This window comes from Streptomyces incarnatus, assembly GCF_001027185.1.
In the GTDB taxonomy this organism is placed as follows: Bacteria; Actinomycetota; Actinomycetes; order Streptomycetales; family Streptomycetaceae; genus Streptomyces; species Streptomyces puniciscabiei.
This window is the reverse complement of record NZ_CP011498.1, coordinates 2,450-28,946: the sequence shown is the minus strand read 5'-3', so window position 1 is coordinate 28,946 and position 26,497 is coordinate 2,450. Positions and strand designations below refer to the sequence as shown.

Below are 26,497 nucleotides of genomic sequence, written 5' to 3'. Positions count from 1 at the left end.
GGGCCGGCCCACGGGCGCCGGGGACGCGGACCGCCACCCTCGGGCGGCCGCCGTGCTCGTGCCGGAAGGCGCTCCGGGCCCGTCCGGGATCCGTCCGGCCGTGTCGCGCCTACCGCGGCGACGACACCGCCCCGCCCTCCGACCGCTGCGTCTTGCGCCCCTTGCTCCCCGGCGCCAGGGTGCGCGGGTCGATGGCCTCGGCGGGCGCCCCGGTGGCGTACAGCCCGTCGGGGACGGTGTCCCGGTCGTGCGGCAGCAGCCAGAACACCCGGCGGCGGAAGGTCCCCGACGAGCGGGACGGCTTGGCCTTCGGGCCGAGCAGCGCGTAGCCGACCATGCGGCCGTCGCGGTGGTAGGCGGGCCTGCCCCGGCGGGTCGGCAGCCGGTCCAGGCTCTGCCGTACGTAGTCCAGCCCGCTGATGTCCTCGAGCCAGACGAGGTCGACCTCGTGGACGATCTCGTCCTCGGCTATGAGGGCACTCATACTGTCTCCTCGTCGGCTGCCAACCCGATGCCCGGATAGTACTTGCGCTGGTTGGACAGGATCATCTGCTTCGGAGACGCCAGTCCCACCACCTCCCGGACCCGCGCGGCGAAGGACCGGGACGAGACGGCCGGGGCTCCCTCATTCTGGCACCACGTCCTGTAGGCCGCGTAGAGACCGGCCTGTTCCGCCCTCAGCCCCGGCTCGCGCCGGCAGGACTCGCCGAGGAAGCGCCCGATGTGGTCCTCGGTCTCCGCGTACGCCGTGGTGGCGATGCGCACCGCCTCCGGGCCCAGCAGGTCCCGCTCCCCGCCGAGGTAGCGCCGTGCCCCGGCGACGAGCCAGTTGAGGATGCCCGCCCCCTCCTCGGTCACGAGGATGTCCGCCAGGTTGTCGACCTTCCGGTGGTCCGGCACGACCCGCTCGAACGGGATCAGCCGCATCCGCCGCCAGAACGCGAACCCGCCTGTGCCCACCTCGGGCCGGTGGTTGCCCAGCAGCCACAGCTTGTGGGTCGGCTGGAAGCTGAAGAAGTCCTGCCGCATCCGCCGTGCCTTGATGCGGTCGCCGCCGGTCAGCAGCTTCACCCGGGCCTCGTCGAACCGGTCCCCCGGCTTGACCTCGCTGCACACGATGACCCGGCGCCCGTGCAGTTCGGCCAGGTCGGTGGGGTGTCCCTCGTAGGGGCGGGCCATGAGGAACCCGGGCGGCGCGGCGTCCGCGTAGTCGCCGACGAGCTTCATCACCACGTCCAGCAGCACCGACTTGCCGTTCTTGCCGGAGCCGAACAGGAACGGCATCACCTGGGCGCCGACGTCGCCGGTGATGGAGTAACCCAGCAGCAGCTGCAGGAAGTCGGTCATCTCCCGGCCCCCGGCGTCGTCACCGAAGGTGTCGGCGAGGAACCGGTCCCAGCGGGGCGTCGGCATCGGTTCGGGTGTCACGGTGGTGGAGCGGGAGTGGAAGTCCTTGTCCGGGTCCGGCACGCGCTGCAGCCCGGTGCGCAGGTCGACGATGCCGCCGGGCGTGCACAGGGCGTACGGATCGGCGTCCAGCAGCGCCGCGTTGAGCACCATGCCGGGGGCGGATCTCGCCTGGGTGAGCATCGCGTTCATCCCGCTGGTGCTCAGCGCCCGCCGGCGGTGCTGCTGCAGGGCGGTCGTGCTGTGCACGCCCCGCGGGTCGGTGGTGGCGAGGGACTCCGCCAGGTCGCCGGCGGCCCACAGCACGGTGTCGTCCTCGTCGATCTGCCAGCGGGTGCTGTCCCACCGGAACCAGCCGAGCCCGGGCACGTGCCGGTAGTCGTTGGCGTAGAGGCTGACGAACAGCTTGGCGTTGCCACGGTCGCTGAGGGTGTCGGGCAGCAGCCCGTCGGCGCAGGCCGCCCCCGCGGGCCGGGGGCCGCCGTGGCCCTCCGTACGGCCCTGGGTGCCGCCCTGGGCCTCTCTGCGCGCCTGGGGGACGGTCTGGGCCAGGATCTGCGCGGCGACCGAGCCGGCGTCGAAGAGGGCGTTGTCCTGGCCCGTCACTGGCGGCCTCCCGGGGACAGCGGACGGGTACGGCCCGCGCTCAGCCCGCCGCGGATGACGGCGCCGTAGCGCCGCTCCTGCCCGGGCCGCGCCTGCGCGGCGGCTTCTCGCAGGACCCGCTCGGCGCTCTCCTCGTCCAGCAGGCCGGCGGCGACGAGCCCGCCCGCGGTGTACGCCGCCCGGTTGAGCTTCTCGGTGAATCCCGCTCCCTCCGGTACGGCACCGCAGGCGGCCACCTCGGCCAGCAGCGGGGCCAGCGCCCGGCCCGCGGCTCCGCGGCCGCCCGAGGCGGCCAGGACGGCCTGCCGGGCCCGCGGCGGCACCGGGCGGGGCGCGGGCAGGTGCGCGGGCGGCAGATGGCCGGTGCGCTCCAGTTCCCGCGCGAGCCAGCCCGGCAGCGGAGCGGGCTCGCGTGCCGTGCCCAGGGCCTCGTACGGACCGGCCGCGGTCACGGTGCCCGGGGCGACGATGTACCCGCCGTGCGCCCGTACGTCGACCTGCCAGGCCAGCGCCCGGCCGCCGCCCGAGCCGGCGGAGCACTGCCAGCGGTGCCCGCCCAGGGCCCGGTACCACACGTGCAGCCCGCCGGAGGGCGTGCGCACCCGCAGGGTCGTCCCGTCGTCCGCGGGAGAGACCGCGCCGCGCAGCGCGGCCAGCACCCCGAGCGTGTGGAAGCCGTTGGCGAGCCCGGTCAGGTCGACGGTCTCGGCGATGTCGATGCCGGGCAGCAGACGGTCGCGTCCGGGCAGCTGACGGGCGTGGGCATCGATGTCGACGACGACCAGTCCGGCGGGGCCGCAGGCGATCCCGACCCCCAGCTCCGGGTGGTTCCCCCACCACTGCTCGATCCGGGCGAAGTCCAGTGTGGCGGCCCGGAATCCGTGGCACCAGCGACCGGCGGCGGGACAACCGCAGCCCCGGTGGGTGTGCCCGGGCTCACGGCAGACCGCGCAGTTGCCCGCGGGCGTCTTGCGTCCCGGGGCCAGTGGGTGAACCGGCCAGCCGCGGCTGGCGCACCACCGGGCGATGGCCAAGGACTGCGAGGCGCCCGCCCGGTCAGTGGCGGATCGCCGTGAGTCGCTGCGTAAAGCCCGCAGCTCATCGGTCATGTGTTTCCCCCGTCAGCGACCGAAGCGACTCAAGGATAGGAACACACTAGCGAAGCGCTGACAAAGGTGGGGCCAAGTGAGCAAGAAGTGATTCCGCATCCGGGGAGCGGCAGCGACCCAACGACGGCCCGCAGCGACCGAAAGCGACTCGGCCAGTGCTTCGGTCGCTGCTTCAGTCGCTGACAGAATCGCAGGTCAAGGCCCAACTACCCGCCAATCAGCGACTGAAGCGACTCAAGTTCCCTCCATATGACGCCCACACGCGCACGCACGCGCATACGCGCACACACGCGAATGTCTCCATATACCCGGAACTTGAGTCGCTTCAGTCGCTGTCCGGCCGCCAACAGGCCTCTGACCTGGCCTTCTACCCAGCTGTCGAGCAGCGACCCAACAGCGGCCCGGCCCTCGTCCGGTCGCTTTTCCTCAGTCGCTGCGCCCCGGCCGCCGCCCTTGGGTCGCTGTCCCCTGAGCGACCCAAGCGACTCAAGCGACTCTGGACCGAACTTGGATGACCGTTTCTGCATCGGGCTGTCCACCCGGCACCAGCGACCGAAGCGACCGACCGACCGACCACCCACCCAACCGAGCGGGGCTGGGTTCAAGACGCGGCGCCGGCTATGGCGGACGGCCCGCGCTGGGACCGGGGCGTCTTGCTGCCGGGCTTCCTGGGCTCGATGGTGCGCGGATCCACCGCCTCACCGGGCGCCCCTTCCCGGTACAGGCCCTCGGGAAGGCTGTCCCGGTCGTGGGGAAGCAGGAAGAACACCCGCCGCCGGTACAGCCCGCTGTCGGGATCGGCCTCCGCCGCGTCGTCCAGAACGGCGTAGCCGACCATGCGCCCGTCACGGGCGTACGGGGGCTTGGTGCCCCGGCGTCTGGTCTTGTCGAGCGCCTGGCGCACGTAGTCCAGGCCGTCCACGGGCTCCAGCCACACCACCTTCGCTTCGTGGATGAGGTCGCTCTCGTTCAGAAGCGAGCTCATGGCTCCAGCCCCTCCTTCGGCGGCCGGCCCTCCGCAGCGGGCCCGGCCTGGTGTGTATGTGTCGTGCTGTGGTCCGCGTCCCGGCGACCGGGGCGGGAGAGCGCCGCGGGAACGGCCGTTCGCCCCCCATCGTAGGAGGCCTCCCGCGCGGGGCGGAGATGCCGCCGTACGGCCCGCGGACGGGACGGGGCGGTCATTCCGCCCCCGTGAGGGCGATCCCCGGGTAGTACTTGCGGCCGTTGGACTTGATCATGGCGGCGGGCGAGGTGAGGCCCAGTTCCTGCCGGACGCGCGTGGCGAAGGCCCGCGGAGTGGCCGGGCGGATCCCCTCGCCCGCGGTGCACCATCCCTGGTACGTGGTGTAGAGCAGGCCCTGCTCGACCCGCAGTTCGGCCGGGCCGGCGCTCTCCCGGATGCAGCACTCGCCGAGGAAGCGGCCGATGTGGTCCTCGGTCTGCGCGTACTCCGTGGTCGCCACCCGTACCCGGTCGGGGCCGTCCAGCGGGTCCCGGGTGGCCAGGTAGCGGCGCGCGCCCTCGACGAGCCAGTTGAGGATGCCGGGCCCCTCGTCGCGGACCAGCTCGAAGGCGAGGTTGTCGATGCGGCGCTCGGCGGGCACGATCCGGGTGAACGGGATCAGCCGGATCCGCCGCCAGAACGCGAACCCGCCCGTCGACACCTCGGGCCGGTGGTTGCCCAGCAGCCACAGGTGGTGGGTGGGCGTGAACGAGAAGTAGTCCTGCCGCATCCGCCTGGCCTTGATCTTGTCGCCGCCGGTGAGGAGGCGGACCCGGGCCTCGTCGAACTTGTCGTTGGGCTTCAGCTCGCTGCACACCACCAGCCGCCGGCCGTGCAGCTCCGTCAGCTCGGTGGAGTGCTCGGAGAAGGCCCCACGGTCCATCAGGAAGCCCGGGGGCGCGGCGTCCGCGTAGTCGCCCAGGATCTGGATCATGGTGTCGAGCAGGACGGACTTGCCGTTCTTGCCCTCACCGTGCAGGAAGGGCAGAACCTGGGCGCCGACGTCGCCGGTGATGGAGTACCCCAGCAGCAGGTGCAGGAAGTCGACCATCTCCCGGCCCTCGGCGTCGTCACCGAAGGTGTCGGCCAGGAAGCGTTCCCACCGGGGGGTGGGCATCCGCTGCGGCGCGACACCGGTGGCCCGGGAGTGGAAGTCCCGTTTCGGATCGGGCTTGCTCAGCTGACCGGTGCGCAGATCGACCACGCCGGACGGCGTGCACAGCGTGTACGGATCGCCGTCCAGCGTGTCGGGATCCACGGACAGGTCCGGAGCGGCCTTGGCCTGGGTGAGCAGCGCCTTTATCCCGGTCGTGGACAGCGTCCGCCGCTTGTGCGTGGTCAGTTCACGGTCGCCGTACCGGCCGAGCGGGTCGGTCTCCGGCAGGTCCTCGGCCATCTCGCCCGCCGCCCACAGGGCCGCCTTCTCCCCGCCGGTGCGTTTCCAGCGGTAGCCGTCCCAGGCGAACCATCCCAGCCCCTCGACATGGCGGAACCGGTCGCGGTACAGCTGCACGAACAGCCGGGCGTTGCCGCGGTCGCTCAGGTGCGGGGGCATCCGCACCGGCTCCTGCCGTGCGCTGTCCGGCGCGCAGAAGTCCTGGGGCGGGGCGGCCTGCGCGGGCAGGACGGCGGCGGGCGGCTCGTTCTCCTGCAGCTCGAGCATCTGCTGAGCGGCAGCCTGGGGATCGAACCGCGGCGTGCTCTCGGCGCTGCTCATGTACGTCCTTCGAGGTGGAACGGGCGCGCGCGGCCTGCGGCCAGCCCGTCGTCGATGATCTTCTCGTTACGGCGATCCTGCCAGGGACGCGCGCTGTGTGCCGCGGCCAGCAACTCCTCGCGTATCCCGGCGTGCTCGAGGTGCCCGGCGGCCGCGAGCCCGCCCGCCGTGTAGGCGGCCCGGTTGAGCTTCTCGGTGAACCCGGTGCCCTCCGGTGCGGTCCCGCAGCGCACGACCTCCGCCAGCAACGGCTCGAGAACGCGCCGTGCGGCCGTACCCCGCCCCCTGCGCCGCGCGGCCCCTCCCCCGACGGTCTGGGGCGCACCAGCGGCCTGTTGGCGCCCAGCGGGCGGCTGTGGCCCCACAGGCGGCTGCGGCCCGGCGAGGGTGACCAGATGCCCGGTGCGGACCAGCTCGGTGTGCAGCCAGGCGGGCAGCGGTGCCGGCGTCCGGGCGGGCCCCTGAACCTCGTACGTGCCCTGAGCGGTCCGTGTGGTGGGCGCGACGATGTACCCGCCGTGCGCCCGCACGTCGACCTGCCAGGCCAGCGCCACCTTCGCACTGGACCCCGTCGAGCAGCGGAACCGGGTGCCCGGCTCGGGCACGCGGTACCAGATGTGCAGGCCGCCCGACGGTGTGCGCACCCGCAGGGTGTCCTCGTCCCGGGCGGGGTCGGGCTGCCCGCGGAACGCCGCCAGCAGCGCGAGCGTGTCGAACCCCGAGGCGAGACCGGCCAGGTCCACAGTCTCGTGAATGGGTATGCCGGGCAGGAGCCTGCTGCGGTCGGGCACCGGAGCCGGGTGGGCGTCGACATCGAGGACGACGAGTCCCGCGGGCCCGCAGGCCACTCCGACACCGGCCGCGGGACTCCGCCCCCACCAGGTGTCGATGCGTTCCTGATCGGTCGTCGCCGCGTGGAAGCCATGGCAGGCCCGGCCCTCTGCCGGGCACGGGCACGTCCGCGGGTCATGGCTGCGGCCCCGGCAGGCCGGACAGTTCGCGGCGGGCGTCTTGCGGCCCGGGGCGAGCGGATGCACCGGCCACCCCTGCAGGGCGCACCAGCGGGCCACGGCATGCGGGGTCACCTGCCTGGCCTGCGCGGCGGGCGCGGCGGTCTGACCGGGGCACGGCACGTGGATCGTCCTCGTCGCTCTTGAGTCTCGGTCCCCGCGGACGGCGAAAACACCGGGCCGGGCGGGAGCGTGAGGCGTTCTCAGGGACCGAAGGGACTGTCTTTCGCGCAAAGTTTAGGGCCGTGTCCGCCGGGCGCGACGCAGCTCCCCTCCCGCGTGCCGCCCTGTCGGTCGGGCCGGTCCCTTGAGTCCCTGCGGAGGACCTTAGCGGCCCAGGGACTCACCGGAACAAGGCGGTTTATCGCATTTTCTGAGTGACTGAAGGGACTTTCGAGCGAGGTTCGAGCAAACCTCCGACGCGGACCGCCGGTCCAGGGCCAGGGACCGAAGAAGGGCCCCTGCCAGAGTCCCTTCGGACCCTTGCGTCCCTGCGGAGAAAACCACAGGTCAGAGCGTTCTTACCGGGCCTCGCAGGGACTGAAGGGACTAGACACGCCCAATTATGAGCTGAACTAGCAATATTGATCTTGTGGTCTGTTCACATGCGCACGCGCGTACGAAAGATCACCCTCCCCTACTCAGTTCACGTCATAATGGGGGCAGTTGAGTCCCTTCAGTCCCTGAGAAGGCTGCTGCACCCCCTCTGACCAGGCAAAACGCTTCAGGGACCAAAGCCCCTCCAGGCCCTGGGCCTTCAGTCCCTGATCCCTCGGTCCCTCCCCCTTCGGACCCTCCGCCGCGCACCCGCGTACGGACAGCCGTACAGACAGCCGTGTGCGATCCACCGTCGATTCGAAGCGTGATCGAGAGAGCGATCGGGATAGGGTGGGCACGGAGGTGAGCTCCGTGCCCACTCAGGACGAGCTGTTCAGCGCGGTCGACGCGCTGCTGGAGGAAGTCGCCCAGAACGACCTGCCCTCGCCCGCCGAGCGCAGGCGCCTGCGGGAGGCCGCGGGGCTGAGCCAGGCCCAGGTCGCGACCGCGCTGGCGACCCGCCGGGAGACGGTCGCGAGCTGGGAGTCGGGCAGGAACGAGCCCCGGCCGCCCCAACGGGCCGCCTACGCCCGCTTCCTGGAGAAGCTGGCCGAACGGTTCCCCGCCCCGCCCCCGCCGCCCCAGGAGCCCTCCACCCCTCCCCCCGCGCCCTCACCCCCCGCGCCCGGGGAACGCCGGCCCGCCGCCCCCCTCCCCCCGCAGCAGGACACACGCACGCAGCCGAACGCCACGCCCGCACCCGCGCCCGCCCGGCGGACCGGGGCGAGCCCCGCCCCCAGGCCCCGGCCGGAGCCCGCACCGGGAAAGCCCTCCAGGACACCGGCGGCCTCCGGGACCGCGGCCGCCCCGCCCCCTCCCCGCTTCGAGAACGGCCCCCTCGCCGTCATCGGCCTCGACGGCGACCAGGTGGTGGCCTACTGCGTGGGCGGCCTCGTACTGGACGTCCCCGCCCGGAGCATCCCGGCCCTGGTGGACTGGACGCTCACCGAGGCCGGGCTCGGCCAGCCCCGGCTGCACCGGCACGGCCGCGACGCCGATCCCGTCCTGGTCCTCACCCCCGCCGCCCTGGAGCGCTACGGCCTGCCGGAAAACCTGTCCGCGGAGGAACGGCGCGCCGGCCGGCTGGAGGACGGTCACAAGGTCGTCCGGCAGGTCAAGAAGGCCGGGCTGCAGCTGACCCAGCTCGGCTTCGGACCGTGGGCGCGCCTGTACCGCGACCCGGAGGGCGCCCGCCGCCGCTGCGTACAGCTGTGCATCCCGTCCTGGGGCGCGCTGCCCGTGGAGGAGTGGGACGACAGGAACGACCCCCGCCTTCCCGCCATGCCGGCCGCCGACCTCGCACGGTTCCTCGGCACCTACGCGGAGCGAGTGATGACCCCGCGCGGCACCACGGCGGTCACCGGCCTGGAACTGATGACGGCCCTGCGCCCGCCGACCCGCGCCGAGAAGGCCCCGGACACCGGAGAGTTCCGGCAGGCCTTCAACGCCGACGCCCTCACCGAGGTGTACGACGTCGTCGAGTGCGAGGTGCCGGACGAGCACCCGCTGCTCAAGGGCAGGTTCGCCCGCCACCACCAGCGCACCCCGGCCGAGATGCTGCTGGAGGAACCGTACGACTGGTGCCGGGAGCTCACCGACGACGAGTGCATGCAGCCGTACCTGGTCGCCATCGACGTCAACATGGCGTTCGCGGCGGCCGCCAACGGCCTGACCGTCGGGCTGAACGGACCGACCCACCTCACCGGCAACCCCCGCTTCGACCCCGCACTGCCCGGCTCATGGCTGGTGGACCTCTCCCACGTCGACCTCTCCCGGGTGGAGGTGGCCGGCCGCACCCTGGACGCCGGCCGGCTGCCGTCACCGTTCACGCCGAGGGGCGACCGGCCCGAGGGCCCGGCCTGGTACGCCACGCCGACCGTGGCGTACGCGGTGGAACTCGGCTTCGACGTCGCGCCGATCGAGGCCTACGTCCGCACCCGCACCGGCCGTTACCTCGACCCCTGGTACAAGCGGCTGCGCGACGCGTACATCGCCACCATGGCCGACCTCGGGGTGAGCACCGCGCTGGACGGCGAGGAGTTCCTGCAGGCCATGGCCCGCTCCCGGCACGCCGATCCGACGCTGGCCCTGGTGCTCAAGGCCATCAAGGCGACGGCCAAGGGCGGCATCGGCAAACTGCGCCAGCGCAACCGGGGCCAGGTGCCGTACTACGAGCCGTGGCCGGCGCTCTCCCGGCCGACCTGGCGCCCCGACATCCGGGCGGCCGTCCTGGCCACGGTCCGGGTCAGCATGCACCGCAAGATCATGAAGACGGCGGCCGCCACCGACCGCTATCCCGTGGCCATCGGCACCGACGCCCTTGTCTACCCCTCCCCCGGTCCCAGCCCCCTGGACTTCCTGCCGTACACCCCCGAGGGCAAGCCCGTGCCGGGCACCTTCCGGCTCGGCGTGAGCCCCGGCATGATCAAGCACCAGGGCACCCGGACCGTGCTGTGGGCGGAGGAACAGTTCGAGCAGCACGGCGGTGTGTTCAACATCGCCAACCACATCAAGAACGACGGCACCGCCGCCGAAGGGGAGTAGCCCGCCATGGACTCGGTAGGGGACAGCCTGGACCGCGCGCTGGAGCAGGCCTTCACCCGCCCCATCCCCAGGAGCGCCCCGGCCCGGATGCGGTTCCTCGTCAAGCAGCTCAAGGGCACCCGGCCGGTCGCCGAACTGCTGGGCGTCTCCCAGCGCACCGTGGAACGGTATGTGACCGGCCAGTTGAAGCACCCCCGCCGGGAGCTCGCCGCCAGCCTGGAGCGCGAGGTACGCAGCCGCTGGCAGCCGCAGGTCCGGGCCAGGGCGAAGCAGAAGGCCGTCACCACCGACGGCCTGGTCTTCGCCACCCGGGGCAGATTCGGTTTCACCGCCGCCCCGGGCACCACCGACGACGCCCGCGTCCGCGACATCACCCAAGCCCTGCCGCCCCGCTGGGCCGAGCGGCTCTTCGAGGCCCGGGACGCCGGAGCCGCCGAGGACCAGCTGCTGCGGATCGCGGCGGAGGGCCTGGGGGAGATGTACTTCCGGGCCGACAACACCCGTGCCCAGGGCCTGGACGTGGAGTTCACCGACGTCGAGCAGATCGACATCTCCCTGTAGAGCCTGCGCCGCCCCGGCGGCGGGGCGGGCTATTACGCCGTAATAGCGGGTCGGCCTATTACGGCGTAATAGCTCCGGGCCCTGGGTCCCCGGCGGTCAGTCGCCCGGTACGGCGGCCTGCTCGGCGAAGGCCCGCGCCAGCTCCGCGAGCCGGGCGGGATCCCGCTCCGCCCCCTTCTTGCACAGGAACCGGAGCAGGTCGAAGAAGGTGTCGTCACTGTCGATGTTCCGGTCCAGCAGCATGGCGAGGGGACCGGGCTCGTCGTACGGCACCCGGCGCGAAGGGGAGCCGATCGAGGCATCCGCCTGCGAACCGATGACGGACGTCTCCGTCCGCGGCTCCGGCACGGGCTGCTGCCCCTGCCCCTCCGCCTCACCGGCGGCCGGTGCCGGCGACCCGCTCGGGGCGGACGCGCCCGGCTCGGCGCCCCCTATTACGCCGTAATAGCCGTCGGACACCCCGGCCCGCCGCTCCGGCCCGGCACCGCCGCTCCGTTCCACCTGACCGGTCACCGCGGGCGCGCCCGGCTCGCCGTCTCCTATTACGCCGTAATAGCCCTCCGGCTGCTCCGGCTGCTCCGGCTGCCGCGGGGCGGCGAATCCCGGGGCCTCGCTCTCGTCCGCCTTCTTCCGGCCGCGCCGGTCCTCCTCCTTCCGGGCCCGCTCGTCCTTGAGGTCCCGCAGCGCCGCCTCCTGCTCCGCGGCCGGCCTGTTGGCCACGGCACGCAGCAGATCGATGGGCTCCTGCCCGATACGGCTCTGCAGTTCGGGGGTCAGATTGAGCAGCGCGAGACGCTGCGACACCCAGCCCTGGGACCGGTGCAGCCGCTTGGACAGCGCGGTCTGGCTGCCATGGATGGCCAGCAGCCGCCGCAGGGCCCGGGCCTCGTCGAGTTCCCCGAGGTCGCTGCGGTGGATGTTGGCGACAAGGGCGGACTCGAGGAGTTCCTCGGAGTTGGTGCCCTGGTCGTCGCTGACCATCACCTTGACGGTGGGCAGGTGCGCCTCGCGGGCAGCGGCGAGACGGCTGCTGCCGTCGATGACCACATACGTGGTGTCGGGCTCGAGGTCGGCCTCACGCTCGGGATTGGCCTTGACGTAGGCGTCGCGGTTCATCACCGTGATCGCCTGCTTCTGGCCGTGCGTCTTCAGGCTCCCCGCGAGATCGGTGAGGTCACCGAGACTCGAGCGGGGGTTGTCAGGGTTGAGGCTGATGCGATGCGGCGGAAGCTCGGTGGGCGGGGCGACTCCCTCGGTGGGCACCCCGGTGGCGGCGGCCACTGCCTGGCGGCGCGCGCTCACCGACCGCACTCCCCCGCCGAACCGGCCGGCCCCCAGCTGATCGGCCTTGCTCATACGATCTCCCGGGCCAGCGCGCGCATCCCGATCGCCTGCTGCGACTTGGGGGCGTAGGACAGCAGAGGCCGCTTCATCCGGACCGCTTCTTTCTGCTCTTTGAGATCTCCGATGAGCCCGACGACCCGGGGATCCTTTATGTCGACCCACCCCTGGAGCGAGGACGTGGCGATGAAGCCGCGGCGCGAGTCGTAGAGGTTCACGACGATGCCCAGGTAGTCGATGTCGACCTGCAAGTCGCCGCGCAGATCGTCGATCTGAGTGGTCAGCAGCTCATAGGCGTCGGCCGAGCTGTCCTCGGCCTGCACGACGATCAGTGCGCCGGACTGCCCGAGCGTCTCACCGGGGCGCCGGCGGCCGTAGTACGCGGCGGCGTCCATGCTCAGCCCGAGGCTGGGCGGGCAGTCGACGAGGATCACGTCGTAATCGGCCTCGAGCGGGGCGAGGGCGCGTTCCAGCGCCGCCTCCCTGGCGCGTACGGCGGAGAGCCGGACGTCCAGCAGGAAGGCGTCGTTGCAGGCGGGCAGCAGGTGGAGCCGGCCGCCGAAGGTCTCGTCGTCGACGGAGACGACGAGGTCGCGGAGGTCGCCCTTGGGGTCGCCCGCCATGTGGTTGGTCAGGCTGTCGCCGTTCATGGGCAGGGGCGCCGCCCCGAGCTGGTTGGTGAGGTGGCACTGCGGGTCGAAGTCGACGAGCAGGACCCGCAGCCCGAGCCCCGGCAGGTTCTCCACGCTCAGCGGGTCGTCGCCGCCGGGCACTTCGTCGGACTGGGTGTCGCTCGCGCGCAGTGCTTCGGTGAGCGCCTTGGCCACCCTGACGGCGTGCAGGCTGTCGGAGTCCTCGGCCAGCGCCTCGCCGAGGCCCGCCGTGATCGCCGTCTTGCCGACCCCGCCCTTCTGGTTGCAGACGATGATGCGCCGGGTGATCTCGGGCCGCTCCACGTGCGGCGCCGGATTGGCGTCGAGCCACAGCTGGACGGACTGTGCCAGGCCCTGGATGAGCGAGACACGGCGTTCCGTGGCGACTTGGCGGAACTCGTCCCACTGGCCAGGCGGCAGGAAGGTGGAGAACGAGTCGGCGCCCGAGGTGTCGACGGCCGGGGGAGTGGAGGCGAGCGTGCACCAGTCCCGGATGCCTTGCTCGACGGCCGCCTGGATCTCGATGCCGTGCTGGGCGGCTCTGACTTTCAGGTTCTGCCGGAGCCATCCCGGCAGCTTGGAGACGACCTTCTCGCGGTCGCTGGACGTGGCTGGCGAACTCATGGACGACACCTTACTAACGTTCAAGATCCTTGGAAGCACCGACACGTTAGTTGAAGCATTTCTGAGGGGGCGCCAGGAGCCGCGTCGGCATCCGAGGGCTCGAGGGCTATTACGCCGTAATAGCCCGCTGCCACGCGAGCGACTCTCCGGAGCTATTACGCCGTAATAGCCCGGGCCCAGAGCTCTCCTGCCGGTACCGCCGTGCACGGGTGCGGCTCACCGACCCCCGTTCGGCATCCGCCGTCATGCGGGCATCGGCCCGTTTGCCCAGGTGGCTCGGCTGCGTGGTACCAGGGGCCTTCGCCGGCCCCTGGACCCCGCTGCCCCGCCACTTCCCGGCGCGAACCCGTTTCGTCGTGGACCGGGCCGTGCGCGCCGGGAAGCGACGGGTCGTGGGTGCCGAGAGCCGTTGTCGGGCGCGGCTCGACCGGGGTTCGGTGCGGTGTCGAGCAGCGGGCCGTCCGGGCCGACCGGTCGTGGGCCGAGGCCGGTTGGGTCCCGCCGTTCAGTGCCAGTCGCCGCCCCCCTATTACGCCGTAATAGCCCTCCGCCACACCCCGGTCGAGCCGGGCCGGGTGCCGACGGATAGCCGAAGTAAGAGAGCGCACCCCCCGAAAGGGCCGGTGACCTGCATAAACGCACCGAACGACCAAGACCGTGGGAACTGGCAGGCAGTTCGACCGATCGTGGAGCACGATCCGCCGATCCGGGTACCCGGATCCCTCGGACGTACCACCCGGTTCCACCAGCCCCACACCACGTCTCACGGAACCGGGACCACGACCAGAGAAACCGCCACCACGATCGAAGGAACCGGGTACCACGATCCTGCGACCGCACCAGATTGACGTGACGTACATGAGTCCGGCTCCAAGGACAGTCGTCGGTGCACGGCGGGAGCATGGACGGGGCGGCAGCCGACACGGCCGACAGGCGGAGCTGATTGACTTCATGCTCATGTACGTTAAGTTCATCTGGTCGGCCTCAGCGCCGTCCTTCATGAACCACCAATCACCCCCCTTCCACGGAGGGCCCGTTGGGAGCAGTACGCAGACTGGTCGACGCCGACACCGGCGAGCCGGTCCCCTATGCGCCGTACGCCTTCTCCGGCCGGCACACGCAGGTCGACAAGGCCCGAGTCGAGGCGATCACCGAGTCCAAGGCGTTCACGCCCAGTCAGAAGTTCCTCGTCCTGTGGTGGATCGGGGTCTCCCCCGAAGGCATGGAGCCCCTGCGAGCCACCGGAGCGGACATCGCCAAACGCGTGGGCATGTCCGCCGACGCCGTCGGAAAGATCAATAGGAAGCTGGCCAAACACCGCATCCTGGTCATCCGTGGACGCATCGGCAACTACAACTTCTACCGGATCAGCCCGTACATCGCCTTCCACGGCACAGGGATCGAGCAGCGCGAAGCGGTGAAGACCTGCAATCCGCCGGACATCCCCGGATTCGACGACAATGTTCCTGCACGGTGGGAGGTCCAGTGATCAGCAGCGACGACAAGCAGAAGAACCTCAAGCTGCTTGAGAAGACAGCCGGCATGAGCGCCAACCAGCGTCTCGTCGTCATGCTGTACGCCCTGCACCCGACCGACCGGTCCGGCGCCGTCCTCGAGACCGCGGCCAACCTGGCCAAGCTCGTCGGCATGGCCCCTCCCGTCTTCTCCCGCACCCGCAAGCAGGTCATCGAGGCCGGCTGGCTGGAGGAGACCGAGAGGATCGGGCACATCAAGTACTACCGTCTCGACCCCAAGCGCCTGGGCGAGAACGTCGTCGTCCCGCTGCGCCGCGCGACCTGACGTCCGGGGGAGCGCACCTCATTGACGTGACGTACATGAGCCAAGCTCCCTCAGCCCGTCCCGCTTCACCCCGACGCAAGGACAACGGGTGCGGGACCCGGCCGGTGCGGGACCGGCGCGGGCCCCGGCCGGTGGGGGACCGGCGCGGGCCCCGGCCGGTGGGGGGCCCGCAGCCGGGCTATTACGCCGTAATAGCCCGGGCCTCTATTACGGCGTAATAGCCGACGCACCTCGCGGACGCGCACCCGGCCGTCACTCCTGTGCACCCACGGCCCGGTCCGGGCTCCACCGCAGCAGCGGCCGTGCGGTCAGCGCACACACCACGGCCAGCCCCGCACTCACCGCCAGCAGCGCGGACCGCGCACCGATCGCGTCGGCCAGGGCACCGAAGACCAGCGAACCGACCGGGAGACTGCTCATGATCAGGACGCGGGCGGAGGCGTTGACACGGCCCAGCATCTTTCTGGGCGTCATCTTCTGGCGGAGCGTCACCAGGCTGATGTTCATCAGCGGCCCGCTGAAGCCGAAGAGCGCCTGAGCAGCCGCGAAGAACCAGGCCGCCCCGCTCTTCGGGGCGAGGGCCAGGCAGAGCGCGCCGCCCAGCGTGATCGCGAAGGCCGGCGCGATGGTCCTGCTCTCGCCCAGGGCCGCGCCCGGCTGCGCGGTGGTGGCGGCCCCCAGCAGCGCGCCGCCCCCCGACACCGCGATGCACACCCCGATGAGCTGCGCCGACAGCCCCAGATCGCGGCTGCCGTAGAGGATCTGCAGGGATTCGGCACCCGCGATGAAGGCATTGGACAGCGCCGCCGTGGCGACGACCATGAGCAGGAGCCGCTGCCGTACGACGAACCGCAGCCCTTCGGCGATGTCGGCACCCATAAAGAACTCGATTGGTGAAAAATCTCCGCCCGTCCGTCCCGGCGCACGGCGCTGACCTGCGGCAACACCCTTACGGACCTGACGCGAAGTCACCCCGTCGGGTCATCCGCTCGTTCAGTGTGGATGCACCCAGCTCGGCCTCCAGGTCCCGGCGGCGTCATGGCCGGCGGTGGTGGCGGTGAGGTGGGCGCGGAGGGTGGCCAGCGCCGGATGGGGGTTGTCACGGTGCCACAGGAGCGAGTGCGGGTAGACGGGTGTCGGGTCGGTCACCGGGATGCGGCGCAGGCCGTGGTCGGCGGGCCAGACGAGGCGGGTGTGCGCGCCCATGAAGGTGGCCAGCGCCGGGGTGTCGGCGATGGTGTCGAGCAGCGCGTCCGAGCCGAAGTTGGGGCCGGTCGCCTCGATGGTGAGGCCGAACTCGGCGACGAGGTCGTCGTAGTAGGCGGCCCACTCGGTACCGGGGACGATGCCGGGCATCCAGATCCGGTGCCCGGCGAGCCGGGCGAGGGTCACCGAGCGGGCGCCCGCCAGCGCGTGGGCGGGGCCGGTGAGGAGATCGAGGGGCTCGTCGAGCACCCGGACGGACTCGATGTCCTCGGGCAGGGGCCGGCCGGGCACGGCGACGGCGCGGAAGGACGCGTCGATCGCACCGGACCGGAGGGCGGCGACGGCGGTGTCGACGTCGAACAGCATCACCACGTCGAGGTCGATCCCGGGGTGGGCGCGATGGAAGTCGCGCATCAGGCCCGACGGCGCGACGCGCGAGGCGATCACGTCGACACGCAGCGGACGGCGGCCGGTGCGCACGGAGGCCACCGCGCGCTCGGCGACGCGCAGCAGGTCGCGCGCGTGGGGCAGGAACGCCTGCCCGTCGATGGTGAGCTCGGCGCCGCGCGCGGTGCGGGTGAACAGCCGCACGCCGAGGCTGCGTTCCAGCACGGCGATGCGTTTGGAGACGGCCTGCTGGGTGACGGCCAGCTCGGCGGCGGCCTCCTGGAACTGCCCCGCGTCGGCGGCGGCGACGAAGGTCCGGACGGTGTCGAGGTCCATGGCGGCCACTCTATGGCCACAACCATCGGTTGTGGCTGACGGCGCCGGGGTTGTTTGATCCCTGGGTATGGCGCTCGCTTTGATGCTTTTGGTCGCGGATCGGTTGTACGAGGTGAGTGCGAGGGGCGTCGGGCATGAAGAGCGGACACCGGCTGGGGCATCTGCTGGGGCATGTGCTCGGGCACCGGCTGGGGCGGCGCTTCGGGTGGCTGTGGGCAGCGTACGGGACCAGTGCGCTCGGCACCTGGCTCGCCTTCGGCGCGTTCCCGCTGATCGCCATCCGGGTGCTGCGTGCCGGACCGGCCGAGGTCGCCGCGCTCTCCTCCGTGGGGACTGCGGTGGGCGCGGCCGTGGCGGTGCCGCTCGGCCCGTGGGTGGAGTTCCGCCGCAAGCGGCCGGTGCTGATCGCGATGGACCTGGTGCGGTTCGCGGCGCTGCTGACGGTCCCGGCCGCGTTCGCGCTCGGCGTGCTCACCTTCCTCCAGCTGCTGCTGGTCTCGGTCGTCGTCGCGGCCGCCGACATCACCTTCCGCGCCGCTTCGGGCGCGTACCTGAAGACGCTGCTGCCGGCGGGGGACCTGCTCGTCGCGAACGCCCGGTTCGAGTCCACCACCTGGACGACCACGATCATCGGCCCCCCGCTGGGCGGCGCGGCGACCGGGCTCCTCGGCCCGGTGGCGACGGTGGTGGCCGACGCGGTCAGCTACCTGCTCTCGGCCCTGGGCATCCGCGCGACGGGCGGGCACGAGGCGCGGCCCGAGCCTCGGGAGGACGGGCGGATGCGGGCCGGGGACCTGCTGGAGGGCTGGCGGTACATCCTCGCCGACAAGGCGCTGCGTCCGCTGTTCCTCAACACCGCCTTCTTCAACGGCCTGGTGATGGCCACCCAGCCGCTGCTGGCCGTCCTGATGCTCGGCCGGCTGGGCTTCGTCCCCTGGCAGTACGGCCTGGCCTTCGCCGCGCCCTCGATCGGCGGGCTGCTCGGTTCACGGCTGGCCCGGCCGCTGGTGACCCGGTTCGGGCAGTACCGGGTCCTGGCCGTGACGGGGGCGCTGCGCGCGCTGTGGCCCGTCGGCCTGGCCTTCCTGGGGCCGGGCACCGGGGGGCTGTTCCTGGTGATGGGCGTCGAGCTCGGGCTCATCTTCTGCTGCGGTGTATTCAACCCCGTCTGCGCCACCTTCCGCCTTCAGCGCACCGCGACCGACCGGGTCACCCGCACCCTGTCCGCCTGGGCGGTGACGACGAAGGCGTCGGCCGCGCTGCTGACGGCCGTGTGGGGCGTGCTGGGCGCGCTGCTCGGCCCGCGTACGGCCGTCGGTCTGGCCGGCGTGCTCCTGCTGGCGACCCCGCTGCTGCTTCCCCGCCGCGCACCGGCGCTCGTCCCCGGCCCGGCCGCGGCACCGGGCCGCGCCTGAGCGGGCGGCCACCGCGTGGTGACCGGCTGGGAGGCCGCAGTCAGGCGGTTTTTCGGGGGAGGAGGCGCGTGACCAGGGCGTCGATCAGGGCGTCGAGCCGGTGCGGGGCGAGGAGTTCGGGGACGGTCAGGTCGTCGACGATCAGCCCCAGCATGGCCAGGTACAGCAGGATCACCCCGGTACGGTCGCCGGGCAGGCCACGCCCCAGGTGGAAGTCGGTGTTGGCGTCGAGCTCGGCGCTGAGGAAGCGCGTCAGCTCCGTGTGGAGTTCGGGCCGCCGGGTGGCCTCCAGGCGCAGTTCGAGCATGGCCAGGTGACTGCTGCGGTCACGGCGCATGCGCTCGACGAGCTGCAGCATCAGGGTTCTGACCAGCTCGTGCGAGGGCTCGGCGGTCATCGTACCGGCGAGCTCGGCCGGATCGGGGGTCAGACGCTCTCGGGTGCGTCCCATGACCTGGGCCAGCAGGTCGGCGCGGTCGGCGAAGTAGTTGGACGCCGTCCCGGTGGGGACGGCCGCCTCCTTGTCGACGGCGCGCAGCGTCAGGCCCCGGGAGCCCTCGCGGGCGAGGACCTCGATGGCGGCGTCGAGCAAGGCGGTGCGGCGGGCGGGGTTCTGACGCATCGACAGCTCCTCGGAAAAGTCCTGGACACCACTGCAGTTGAAGTACTACATTCAAACCACTTCATCCACAGTACATGACAGGGGTCCGGAACCGCTCAGGCCCGGCCTGCCCCGTCGCCACAGGAAGAGAGACCGGATGCGCAAGCTGATCTACTACGTCGCTGCCAGCCTCGACGGCTACATCGCCGCCCCGGACGGCAGTTACGACTTCCTCCCCTTCGAGGGAGAGGTCCGGGAGGCGATCCTCGCCGAGTATCCCGAGACGATGCCGGTGCACGTCCGCGGGCCGTTCGGCCTGACCGCCGTCCCGCACCGGCACTTCGACACCGTGATCATGGGCCGCGGCACCTACGAGCCGGCCCTGAAGGCAGGCATCACCAGCCCCTACGCCCACCTGAAGCAGTACGTCGTCTCCCGCACCCTCACCCCGGCCGACCCGGAGGTGGAGATCGTCGCCGGGGACCCGGCGGCGCTGGTGCGCGACCTGAAGAAGCAGGACGGCCTGGACATCTGGCTCGCCGGCGGCGGCAAGCTGGCCGCCGCGCTCCGCGACGAGATCGACGAACTGATCATCAAGCAGAACCCGGTCGTCATCGGCACCGGCATCCCGCTGTTCGACAGCCCGTTCGCTCCGACCGGCTTTGTGCCCACCGCACGCCGCGACTTCGACTCCGGCGTCAGCATCGTCACCTGCACGAGGAAGTGACCCGAGGGGCGCCACAGCCGACCGGTGGCCCGGACCGGCCCGATCCATGTGAAACGGCCGACGAAACTCCCCATCACGCGCACCGCTGAACGACTGCTCGTACCTGCAGATCCAGCGGGCCGTCAGCACTGCGACGGCGACCCGCGAGGACATCAGCGGTGTGCTGCGCGACGGCTTCACCGCCCCTCGGTCCGGTGAGCTCGTTCTGCAGGCCGCGGACGCCTTGCGCTGGAATATTGAATTCCGGCGCCGGCGGCCGTGTCGGCAGGCGGCCAGGTGGCGTCGCGCAGCAGCTCGGCCGTCGCGGTGTCGGCCGGGTAGAACGACTCGATGGACAGCTCGGCGACGGTGATGTCCAGCGGGGTGCCGAAGGTCGCCACGGTGCTGAAGAAGGCCAGTTCACGGCCCTCGTACCGCAGCCGCAGCGGGATCGCGATGTCGCCGGGGCCCGGCAGCTCGATCTTCGGTTCGTGCTGGTCACAGGGGTAGCGGACCAACTCGTCGTAGAGCTTGACCAGATCCGGGTCGGCCGTCATCGTCACCTGCCGGCGCAGCCGGCTCAGCAGATGGGCACGCCACTCCCCGAGATTGGCGATGCGCGGTGCCAGGCCGTCCGGATGGAGGGCGACACGCATCAGGTTGACCGGTTCGCGCAGCAGCTCTTCGGCGACGCCCTGGCCGAACAGCCAGGCGGGGGCGTTGGCCTCGACCCGGTGCCAGTACCGGTCGAGCACGACCGCGGGGTACGGCTCGTGGGCCGCCAGCACCTGGCGCACCATGTCCCGCACGGCGGACATGTGCGGGGCCTGCAGGCTGGTGTGCTGGTAGACGGGGGCATAGCCTGCCGCGAGCAGCAACTCGTTGCGTTCGCGCAGCTCCAGGCCGAGGTTCTCGGCGAGGCGCAGCACCACCTCCCGGCTGGGCTCCGAGCGACCGTTCTCGACGAAGCTCAGATGCCGTGCCGAGATCTCCGCCTTCACCGCCAGGTCGTTCTGGCTGAGCAACCGTTGCTTGCGCCACCTGCGCAGCAGATCACCGATGGACCGCACCGCCTGCGGGGTCGTGGTCACCTGGTCCTCCCCGGTCCTTCCGGCGGACGGCCGTCCGTCGTGCTTGTCCTCATTCTTCGTCAGCTCCGGCCGCCCCCACCACGGACGAGAGCCCTGCCCACTGGTTCCGGCACACCGTCCGCCGCAGCCGCGTGTGCTCGGGCGGATCCATCCGCATGAAGGACTGGGCCCGCGGCACGGGCGGGACGGGCAGGTGCTGAAGGAACCCGGGCAGGGTGTTGTCGACACTCGGCGCCGGGTTCATCATCGCCTCGCGCACGTCCTGGTAGCGGCTGACGATCCAGGCCGGGGTGCCGTCGTCCAGGCGGACCCGCTGGGGCGGCACCGAGCGCAGCTCCGCATACCGGTCGGGGGGGAGCAGAGGGCAGAGCCGTGGCATGGGCCAGTCGAGGACGCTCTCTTCATGAGTGGTCATCTCGTTTCCTCACACGTCGTATGCGGTGGCGGCACCGCGGTCGGGCGACGCGCGGCGCCGTCTGTGTCTCAGGCCTGCGCCGACGCCTTGGGCAGGGCCTGCACCAGGACGGCGGCGGCCACGGTGAACGCGGCCAGGACGGCGACGCTCCACTCGAAGGCGTGCGCGTAGGAGCCGCTGTGGCCATGGCCGAGGACGCCGAAGAAGACGACGCCGATGGCCGCGACGCCCAGGGCGTTGCCGCCCTCCTGGGCGGTGGAGAGCACACCGGCCGCCGCCGCGGCATGGTGCGGGGACACTGCGGCCAGGACAGTGGGCGTGACCGGATTGGCGAACAGGGCCATGCCGGCTCCCGCGACGAACAGGCCCGGCATCATCCACGCCGAGGGTCCGGTGACGCCGATCTCGGCCGCGGTGACGATGAGCAGCCCGTACCCGGCCGCCACCACCAGGGCGCCCAGCGTCAGCACCTGCCTGCCCAGCCGGACGGCCAGCTTGGGCGCCGCGAAGGCCGCGGGCACGTATCCGATGCCCAGGGCCCCGAAGACCGCCCCGGAGCCCAGCGCGGACAGGCCGTGGCCGTCCTGCAGGTACAGGGCCAGGACGAGCATGAAGGACGCCATCGCCGCAAAGAAACCCAGGATGATCACGATGCCGACCGAGAAGGCCCGCTCCCGGAACAGGGTCAGCGAGATGAGCGGAGCCCGGTCCTGCCGCTCGAGGCGGTGCTGGCGCACGGCGAACGCGCCGAGCAGGGGCAGCGCCGCGGCCAGGCATACCCACGACCATGCGGGCCAGCCTTGCTCACGCCCCTCGACCAGCGGAAAGACGATCGCCAGCAGCCCGGCGGAGCCGAGCAGCGCGCCGATCAGGTCCAGCTCCGGGCGGCCGCCGCCGCGCGACTCGGGGATGAAGGAGCGCATCAGCGGCAACGACGTCACGCCGATGGGAACGTTGATCAGGAAGATGGTGCGCCAGCCCAGGCCGGCGATGTCCAGGTGGATCAGCGCACCGCCGATGAGCTGACCGAAGGTGGCACCCACGCCCATGGACAGAGCGAACGCGGTGAACGCGCGCACGCGCTGTTCCCCGGTGAACGCGGTGTTGAGGATGGCGAGCATCTGTGGGGTCATCACCGCGGCACCCACGCCCTGCACCACGCGCGCGGCCATCAGCACCCCGGCGCTGGGCGCCATCCCGGCGACCAGCGACGCCAGGGTGAACAGGACCATGCCGCAGGCGAACATCCGCCGCCTGCCGTACAGGTCACCGAGGCGGCCGGCCGTCAGCATGCTGGCCGCGTAGGCGAGGCTGAAGCCCGAGACGATGAACTCGACTGCCGCCGCGCTGGCGTGCAGGTCCGCGCGGGTGGACGGAATGGCCACGTTGACCACGAAGAAGTCCAACGTGATCATGAACATCCCGGAGACCACGATGAGCATGCGGATCAGGGCGGCCCGGTCGAAGCCCGAGCCGGCTGCCTGTGCGCTGTCGAGGGCGGATGGACGGACGTTGGTGTCAGCCGACATGAGTGGACTCCCGATGGGTCGGTTCGGTGCTGCGGGAACTCCGGTTGCGCGGCCGGTCACTTCTGCGTGCCGACCGGCGCCCGGTCGAGGAACCGGCGGTCGTTCAGCATCCGGCCGGACGGTCGAGAACTACGACCTGGGTACCGATCGCCTCGGATTCCTCGCTGCCGGCGAGCAGCATTTCCCAGGCGTGGCGCACATGTCTTCCCACGGCTCGATTCCGCTGACCGCTCTCCTCGGGGAAAAGGACAAAGGGGTGCCGTGTTCGACAGGGGATACGCCGATTGCCGCCTCGATGTATCGAGCCTCGCACCCCGAAGTGGGCCATGTCGATTACCTCATAGGTAATAAAGTCGGGGCCCGGCTGCCGGAACCGGCCGGTGCGGCCGGGCCTTGGAGTGCCGGTGTGCTGCTGGTCCTTCGAGCGTGGGCGGGAGCAGGGCCGGAGTGCTCCGGGGGCGGGCCGTCCGCACCAGCGCCGTTTCAGCCGGGCGTCAACACCGGCTGCCGTTGCGGGCGATGAATGCCGGCCCGGAACTTCCCGGCTGGTGAATCATCTCCGGATCAGGAAACTTTCGATTTCGGCCTGAGTCTCTTCGAGGTCCCCAATTGCACGCCACAACGGCCCTTGTTCCGGTCTCCGGCTCTGAGGCCATCCGAGAATGGGCGCGGGCAAACGGATACGACGTACCGATGCGTGGCCGCATTCCCGCCGCTGTCCGACAGGCCTGGGAACAGGCACACGGCAGCAACTGATCGCACCGACACACTCGGCGCACACGGTCGTCGCGCGTGCGTGGGCGGGACCTGCGGTCCGTGAGAGGGCAGGTGGCTGCACTGCGCCGAGCTTCACCCGTTGGTCGATCAGAGGGGACCTGGCTCTGGGCGCATGCGGATGCGCCTGAACCTGCGGCCGCTCAGGGACGGGGCGGCCGGCAGGCGGGGACGGTGGTGAAGCGGCGCGCGAAGCAGCTCTGGGGACGTTGGCGTGGGGCGCGCGGTTGGGGGCCCGCGTGAGGCGCCCGAGGCATGTGTCGGATACGAGCACCGGTCAGGGGGCGGCGCCTTCCCGGGATCAGACGACTGTTGTTACTCACTTTCGTGTGAAGGCTGTCGTGGTGGTGGGTGGCGGGAGGTGTTGGGTGGTTGCCTCAGGCCCCGTTTTTCAGGCCGCAGGGGCGCTGACAGCTGCCTAAAACCACACATTCAGGGCTTAGATGGTGTTTACGTGCGCGAGTTACAGAAATATGCAGGATTGGTAATAGCCTCCGCATTTCCTTCACTGTGTAGAGGTCGGGGAGGAGGGTGTGCCTGTGCGGCCGACCGGCCACACACCAGCACAACCCACCCAGCCGGCCCGGGAGTTCTTGGTCGTGGCCGGCTGGGTGTGGGCACCCTCGAAGGAGGACCTCGTGTCCGTTTCTTCTTCCGTCCGTCGCCTGACCGCCGTCACTGCCGTCGCGGCCGCCGCCGTGGGCGCGGTGGCACTGCCGGCCGCGGCCGCTGATCACCACACGGGTTACCCGCGGCATGCGGAGGTGTACATCAGCGGTGTGCAGCACGGCTTGCCGGGCTGGGACGAGCGTTCCAACCGCTCGCTGAACAGGGAGTGGGTGGACATCACCAACGCAACCCGGCGGGCGGTGAACCTGGACGGCTGGACCCTGTCGGACGAGGACGGCCGTACCTACACCTTCCGCCATGTGTGGCTGGAGGGCCGGGCCACGGTCCGCGTCCACACCGGTTACGGCCGGGACACCCGCACGGATGTGTACCAGGACCGGCGGCGCGAGGTGTGGGAGGACCACGGTGACACCGCGACCCTGCGCAACGACCGTGGCCGCTTGGTCGACGCCGTCTCCTGGGGCCGCGACGACCACCGTGGCGACGACCGCGATCATTGGGGTGACCACCGCGGTGACCACCACCGTGGCGGGTACCGTCACTGACCTGATGGCGGGTGGCGTCGGCGTGTAGCCGCCTCGACAGCGCGCAGGTCGCCTTCTGCGGTTGCGGAGGAAGGCGACCTGCGGTGTGTGGCGGGCTACTTGAACTAGTGCCGCGGACGCGACCCGCTGGAGCGGATCAACCCCGCCTGGGGCAGCAGATTCCACCGGGTCCCACTCTCCCACGAACCTGCCCCTGCGATCCCGGCCGGACCCGCACAAAGCCCTGGTCGTCGCTTCGGGCGGATCCGCCCGAAGCGACGAGCCGCTGAGCTGCGTCAACAGACCCATCGACTTGTCACGCAAGGACCTGGCACAGGCACTAGAACAACTTCCAGTGGCCCTCGGAGACCACTTCGACGGCGTCGTCGGTCACCTTGATGGCAGTCTGCTCGTCAATCGCATACGCCGGCCCCGCGATCTGGGCCGCCCACCGTTCCGCCGCGGCCATGGTGTTGGCCGGGCAATCCGGATGATCCAGGTGCGGGAAGATCGAAAAATCAACCACGCCCAGCGCACGGTCGCCGCCGGTGGGCGGCTTCCAGCCCACGAACTCCTCCCCGACGCGGGGGGTCATCACACAGCTGCCGGCGCTGAGTCCCACGTAGACGGTGTCGGGCAGCGACGGCAGGAGATCAGCCAGCCCGGACTCCCGCATCCAGTGGCACAGGTACAGCGTGTCGCCGCCATTGACCAGCAGGACGTCGGCCTCCCGAACCCAGGAGACCCAGAGCGCTTCGTCGATGCTGGGCAGCGCGGTGAGCTCCAGCACGCCCACCGACTTCCACCCCAGCTCGGTCATGGGGCTGGGAGATCGTCCACTGATGAATCGCCATGGCCCGCCCGGATCGGCGTACGGGCCCCCGTACCCCGCGGTGGGGATGCACAGGGCACTGGACTCGGCGATCGGCTTACCCAGGAGATCGACCAACGCATCCTGGATGCTCGCGTTCTTGATACCGGAGTCGGTGAGGAGAAGCTTCATCATGTCCATTCAACGTGCGGCGTGATCACAGCAAGCGTCCTGACAGGGACCGCCAGCGGTTGCTACCTGGGCTGCCACTTGTCGAATACCCAGCCTGGGTGGGAAGAGCCGAGGTAGGGCAGGTGCGCGTCCCAGTCCACAGCTGTCAGTGCCTGAACCTCTTGCAGTGTGATGCGACTGGCCGAATCAATGTTGAACCCCCAGGAGAAGCCGGCCAGCGGCACGACGCGACGCTCGGTGTCATCCATCGGCGTCCATGCCAGGTAGCTGTGCGCTGTCCAGTCCAGGGCGCCCCGCTCAGCCCGTGACGGCGCGTCAAACAGGGTGGGATTGATGCCGAAGAACGCGTAGGGCGACGACGCGTCCTCGAAAAGGTAGAACGGGTCCATGTCGAATGCAGCCCCCGCAGAGGAGTTGTCCGTCGAACGCACCAGCTGGACCCAGCCGAACAGGGCCCGGAATGATCACAGCTTCACCCTGCCGCTCGGACACGTCAGTGGCAAGAGGTGGGATACCCGAAAGCCCACTTCAGGAACAGGCCCTCAGCTTGTCGTTTAACCGCAGGCGTTCGGCGGGGGCGCGGCAACGGTCACCTGGGCGGTCCAGGACCCGGCTTCCCGAGGCGGATCCCAGGTCACGACGACGCGTACTTCGTGGAAGTCGTTTGCGAGTCCCACCACCATTGCCGCCGCGGCGGCCCGTGCCTCGGCTGGTCCGGCGTTGACAGGAATGTCGGCGAGGCGTCCGCAGAGCATCCCGCCTTCAGCGGTGAGGACACTGTGGCGCCAGCCTTCCGGCGTCGCGAGCAGGACGATGCCCGTCGGCATGCCGAAGGGATGTCGTCTCTTCCTCTCCCGCTTCCGTCTCACCATGGAGCCATCCAACCTCGTCGGCTTCCTGACGGTTCA

Annotated in this window: 25 protein-coding genes; 8 read left to right on the top strand and 17 right to left on the bottom strand. The window is 71.0% G+C overall.

Translation table 11 applies throughout. The features are described from left to right. Positions 1-109 precede the first annotated feature (109 nt). The 6 genes from ABB07_RS39560 to ABB07_RS39535 all read right to left on the bottom strand — a co-directional run bounded on the left by ABB07_RS39560 (position 110) and on the right by ABB07_RS39535 (position 6,912). Positions 110-484: a DUF6009 family protein gene (locus ABB07_RS39560; protein ID WP_208903877.1), complete on the bottom strand. Its 375-nt coding sequence runs from the start codon at positions 482-484 to the stop codon at positions 110-112. Beyond that, the gene (locus ABB07_RS39555) at positions 481-2,013 is read right to left on the bottom strand and encodes a DNA primase family protein (RefSeq protein ID WP_208903876.1); all 1,533 of its coding nucleotides are present in this window, start codon (positions 2,011-2,013) and stop codon (positions 481-483) included. The genes ABB07_RS39560 and ABB07_RS39555 overlap by 4 nt, the downstream gene beginning before the upstream one ends. Then, the gene (locus ABB07_RS39550) at positions 2,010-3,122 is read right to left on the bottom strand and encodes a bifunctional DNA primase/polymerase (protein ID WP_208903875.1); all 1,113 of its coding nucleotides are present in this window, start codon (positions 3,120-3,122) and stop codon (positions 2,010-2,012) included. Before ABB07_RS39550 ends, ABB07_RS39555 begins: the two co-directional genes overlap by 4 nt. A gap of 601 nt (positions 3,123-3,723) precedes the next feature. After that, positions 3,724-4,107 carry a DUF6009 family protein gene (locus ABB07_RS39545; RefSeq protein WP_208903874.1) on the bottom strand — a complete coding sequence of 128 codons (384 nt, stop codon included), beginning with the start codon at positions 4,105-4,107 and terminating at the stop codon, positions 3,724-3,726. A gap of 193 nt (positions 4,108-4,300) precedes the next feature. Beyond that, positions 4,301-5,842: a DNA primase family protein gene (locus ABB07_RS39540; RefSeq protein WP_208903873.1), complete on the bottom strand. Its 1,542-nt coding sequence runs from the start codon at positions 5,840-5,842 to the stop codon at positions 4,301-4,303. Then, positions 5,839-6,912 (bottom strand): bifunctional DNA primase/polymerase, encoded by a 1,074-nt coding sequence (locus ABB07_RS39535; RefSeq protein ID WP_208903992.1) that lies wholly within the window; start codon positions 6,910-6,912, stop codon positions 5,839-5,841. Before ABB07_RS39535 ends, ABB07_RS39540 begins: the two co-directional genes overlap by 4 nt. A gap of 849 nt (positions 6,913-7,761) precedes the next feature. On the opposite strand from ABB07_RS39535, the gene tap reads away from it, so the two are divergent. Together tap and tpg are read left to right on the top strand one after the other, a co-directional pair. Continuing rightward, positions 7,762-9,993, top strand: coding sequence for a telomere-associated protein Tap (gene tap, locus ABB07_RS39530; protein WP_208903872.1), 2,232 nt, complete (start codon positions 7,762-7,764; stop codon positions 9,991-9,993). Positions 9,994-9,999: 6 nt separating this feature from the next. Continuing rightward, positions 10,000-10,554 (top strand): telomere-protecting terminal protein Tpg, encoded by a 555-nt coding sequence (gene tpg, locus ABB07_RS39525; RefSeq protein ID WP_208903871.1) that lies wholly within the window; start codon positions 10,000-10,002, stop codon positions 10,552-10,554. Between the two features lie 96 nt (positions 10,555-10,650). Here tpg and ABB07_RS39520 read toward each other — a convergent pair whose 3' ends face one another. Together ABB07_RS39520 and ABB07_RS39515 are read right to left on the bottom strand one after the other, a co-directional pair. Then, complete coding sequence (locus tag ABB07_RS39520; RefSeq protein WP_208903870.1) at positions 10,651-11,910, bottom strand: ParB/RepB/Spo0J family partition protein; 1,260 nt, start codon at positions 11,908-11,910, stop codon at positions 10,651-10,653. Next, positions 11,907-13,172 carry a ParA family protein gene (locus tag ABB07_RS39515; protein ID WP_208903869.1) on the bottom strand — a complete coding sequence of 422 codons (1,266 nt, stop codon included), beginning with the start codon at positions 13,170-13,172 and terminating at the stop codon, positions 11,907-11,909. The genes ABB07_RS39520 and ABB07_RS39515 overlap by 4 nt, the downstream gene beginning before the upstream one ends. A 1,036-nt stretch (positions 13,173-14,208) precedes the next feature. Here ABB07_RS39515 and ABB07_RS39510 point away from each other — a divergent pair. Further along, positions 14,209-14,661 carry a MarR family transcriptional regulator gene (locus ABB07_RS39510; RefSeq protein ID WP_208903868.1) on the top strand — a complete coding sequence of 151 codons (453 nt, stop codon included), beginning with the start codon at positions 14,209-14,211 and terminating at the stop codon, positions 14,659-14,661. After that, positions 14,661-14,972 carry a cyclic nucleotide-binding domain-containing protein gene (locus ABB07_RS39505; protein ID WP_208903991.1) on the top strand — a complete coding sequence of 104 codons (312 nt, stop codon included), beginning with the start codon at positions 14,661-14,663 and terminating at the stop codon, positions 14,970-14,972. Before ABB07_RS39510 ends, ABB07_RS39505 begins: the two co-directional genes overlap by 1 nt. A 252-nt stretch (positions 14,973-15,224) precedes the next feature. On the opposite strand, the gene ABB07_RS39500 is transcribed toward ABB07_RS39505, so the two are convergent. Together ABB07_RS39500 and ABB07_RS39495 are read right to left on the bottom strand one after the other, a co-directional pair. After that, entirely contained in the window at positions 15,225-15,851 is a 627-nt protein-coding gene (locus tag ABB07_RS39500) for an MFS transporter (RefSeq protein ID WP_208903867.1), read from the bottom strand. A gap of 114 nt (positions 15,852-15,965) precedes the next feature. Beyond that, complete coding sequence (locus tag ABB07_RS39495) at positions 15,966-16,901, bottom strand: LysR family transcriptional regulator (protein ID WP_208903866.1); 936 nt, start codon at positions 16,899-16,901, stop codon at positions 15,966-15,968. A gap of 134 nt (positions 16,902-17,035) precedes the next feature. Between ABB07_RS39495 and ABB07_RS39490 the strand changes: the two genes are divergently transcribed. After that, positions 17,036-18,316: an MFS transporter gene (locus ABB07_RS39490; protein ID WP_208903865.1), complete on the top strand. Its 1,281-nt coding sequence runs from the start codon at positions 17,036-17,038 to the stop codon at positions 18,314-18,316. A 40-nt stretch (positions 18,317-18,356) separates the two neighbouring features. Here the strand turns inward: ABB07_RS39490 and ABB07_RS39485 are convergent, their stop codons facing one another. Then, the gene (locus ABB07_RS39485) at positions 18,357-18,938 is read right to left on the bottom strand and encodes a TetR/AcrR family transcriptional regulator (protein ID WP_208903864.1); all 582 of its coding nucleotides are present in this window, start codon (positions 18,936-18,938) and stop codon (positions 18,357-18,359) included. Between the two features lie 136 nt (positions 18,939-19,074). Here ABB07_RS39485 and ABB07_RS39480 point away from each other — a divergent pair, with 136 nt between their 5' ends. Then, positions 19,075-19,644, top strand: coding sequence for a dihydrofolate reductase family protein (locus ABB07_RS39480; RefSeq protein ID WP_208903863.1), 570 nt, complete (start codon positions 19,075-19,077; stop codon positions 19,642-19,644). Between the two features lie 176 nt (positions 19,645-19,820). Here ABB07_RS39480 and ABB07_RS39475 read toward each other — a convergent pair whose 3' ends face one another. The 3 genes from ABB07_RS39475 to ABB07_RS39465 all read right to left on the bottom strand — a co-directional run bounded on the left by ABB07_RS39475 (position 19,821) and on the right by ABB07_RS39465 (position 22,658). Then, a complete protein-coding gene (locus tag ABB07_RS39475) occupies positions 19,821-20,714 on the bottom strand; it encodes a helix-turn-helix domain-containing protein (RefSeq protein WP_244189843.1) in 894 nt (297 codons plus the stop codon). Positions 20,715-20,763: 49 nt separating this feature from the next. Further along, on the bottom strand, positions 20,764-21,129 hold the full coding sequence (locus tag ABB07_RS39470) for a cytochrome P450 family protein (protein ID WP_208903862.1): 366 nt from the start codon (positions 21,127-21,129) through the stop codon (positions 20,764-20,766). A gap of 68 nt (positions 21,130-21,197) precedes the next feature. After that, positions 21,198-22,658, bottom strand: coding sequence for an MFS transporter (locus tag ABB07_RS39465; RefSeq protein ID WP_208903861.1), 1,461 nt, complete (start codon positions 22,656-22,658; stop codon positions 21,198-21,200). A gap of 609 nt (positions 22,659-23,267) precedes the next feature. On the opposite strand from ABB07_RS39465, the gene ABB07_RS39460 reads away from it, so the two are divergent. Together ABB07_RS39460 and ABB07_RS39455 are read left to right on the top strand one after the other, a co-directional pair. Then, complete coding sequence (locus tag ABB07_RS39460; RefSeq protein ID WP_244189842.1) at positions 23,268-23,414, top strand: Lsr2 family DNA-binding protein; 147 nt, start codon at positions 23,268-23,270, stop codon at positions 23,412-23,414. A gap of 656 nt (positions 23,415-24,070) precedes the next feature. Next, positions 24,071-24,607 (top strand): lamin tail domain-containing protein, encoded by a 537-nt coding sequence (locus ABB07_RS39455; protein ID WP_208903860.1) that lies wholly within the window; start codon positions 24,071-24,073, stop codon positions 24,605-24,607. Between the two features lie 319 nt (positions 24,608-24,926). On the opposite strand, the gene ABB07_RS39450 is transcribed toward ABB07_RS39455, so the two are convergent. The 3 genes from ABB07_RS39450 to ABB07_RS39440 all read right to left on the bottom strand — a co-directional run bounded on the left by ABB07_RS39450 (position 24,927) and on the right by ABB07_RS39440 (position 26,416). Further along, positions 24,927-25,589 carry a Type 1 glutamine amidotransferase-like domain-containing protein gene (locus ABB07_RS39450; RefSeq protein ID WP_208903989.1) on the bottom strand — a complete coding sequence of 221 codons (663 nt, stop codon included), beginning with the start codon at positions 25,587-25,589 and terminating at the stop codon, positions 24,927-24,929. 62 nt (positions 25,590-25,651) lie between these two features. Further along, positions 25,652-25,978 carry a hypothetical protein gene (locus ABB07_RS39445; protein ID WP_208903859.1) on the bottom strand — a complete coding sequence of 109 codons (327 nt, stop codon included), beginning with the start codon at positions 25,976-25,978 and terminating at the stop codon, positions 25,652-25,654. 165 nt (positions 25,979-26,143) lie between these two features. Next, on the bottom strand, positions 26,144-26,416 hold the full coding sequence (locus ABB07_RS39440) for a hypothetical protein (protein WP_208903858.1): 273 nt from the start codon (positions 26,414-26,416) through the stop codon (positions 26,144-26,146). Positions 26,417-26,497: the final 81 nt, after the last annotated feature.

Coding starts and splice junctions, on each gene's coding strand:
- ABB07_RS39440 (WP_208903858.1), bottom strand. CDS start 26,416: ATGCCGACGGGCATCGTCCTGCTCGCGACGCCGGAAGGCTGGCGCCAC.
- ABB07_RS39495 (WP_208903866.1), bottom strand. CDS start 16,901: ATGGACCTCGACACCGTCCGGACCTTCGTCGCCGCCGCCGACGCGGGG.
- ABB07_RS39545 (WP_208903874.1), bottom strand. CDS start 4,107: ATGAGCTCGCTTCTGAACGAGAGCGACCTCATCCACGAAGCGAAGGTG.
- ABB07_RS39540 (WP_208903873.1), bottom strand. CDS start 5,842: ATGAGCAGCGCCGAGAGCACGCCGCGGTTCGATCCCCAGGCTGCCGCT.
- ABB07_RS39470 (WP_208903862.1), bottom strand. CDS start 21,129: ATGACCACTCATGAAGAGAGCGTCCTCGACTGGCCCATGCCACGGCTC.
- ABB07_RS39560 (WP_208903877.1), bottom strand. CDS start 484: ATGAGTGCCCTCATAGCCGAGGACGAGATCGTCCACGAGGTCGACCTC.
- ABB07_RS39520 (WP_208903870.1), bottom strand. CDS start 11,910: ATGAGCAAGGCCGATCAGCTGGGGGCCGGCCGGTTCGGCGGGGGAGTG.
- ABB07_RS39465 (WP_208903861.1), bottom strand. CDS start 22,658: ATGTCGGCTGACACCAACGTCCGTCCATCCGCCCTCGACAGCGCACAG.
- ABB07_RS39500 (WP_208903867.1), bottom strand. CDS start 15,851: ATGGGTGCCGACATCGCCGAAGGGCTGCGGTTCGTCGTACGGCAGCGG.
- ABB07_RS39445 (WP_208903859.1), bottom strand. CDS start 25,978: ATGGACCCGTTCTACCTTTTCGAGGACGCGTCGTCGCCCTACGCGTTC.
- ABB07_RS39515 (WP_208903869.1), bottom strand. CDS start 13,172: ATGAGTTCGCCAGCCACGTCCAGCGACCGCGAGAAGGTCGTCTCCAAG.
- ABB07_RS39480 (WP_208903863.1), top strand. CDS start 19,075: ATGCGCAAGCTGATCTACTACGTCGCTGCCAGCCTCGACGGCTACATC.
- ABB07_RS39490 (WP_208903865.1), top strand. CDS start 17,036: ATGAAGAGCGGACACCGGCTGGGGCATCTGCTGGGGCATGTGCTCGGG.
- tpg (WP_208903871.1), top strand. CDS start 10,000: ATGGACTCGGTAGGGGACAGCCTGGACCGCGCGCTGGAGCAGGCCTTC.
- ABB07_RS39550 (WP_208903875.1), bottom strand. CDS start 3,122: ATGACCGATGAGCTGCGGGCTTTACGCAGCGACTCACGGCGATCCGCC.
- ABB07_RS39450 (WP_208903989.1), bottom strand. CDS start 25,589: ATGAAGCTTCTCCTCACCGACTCCGGTATCAAGAACGCGAGCATCCAG.
- ABB07_RS39485 (WP_208903864.1), bottom strand. CDS start 18,938: ATGCGTCAGAACCCCGCCCGCCGCACCGCCTTGCTCGACGCCGCCATC.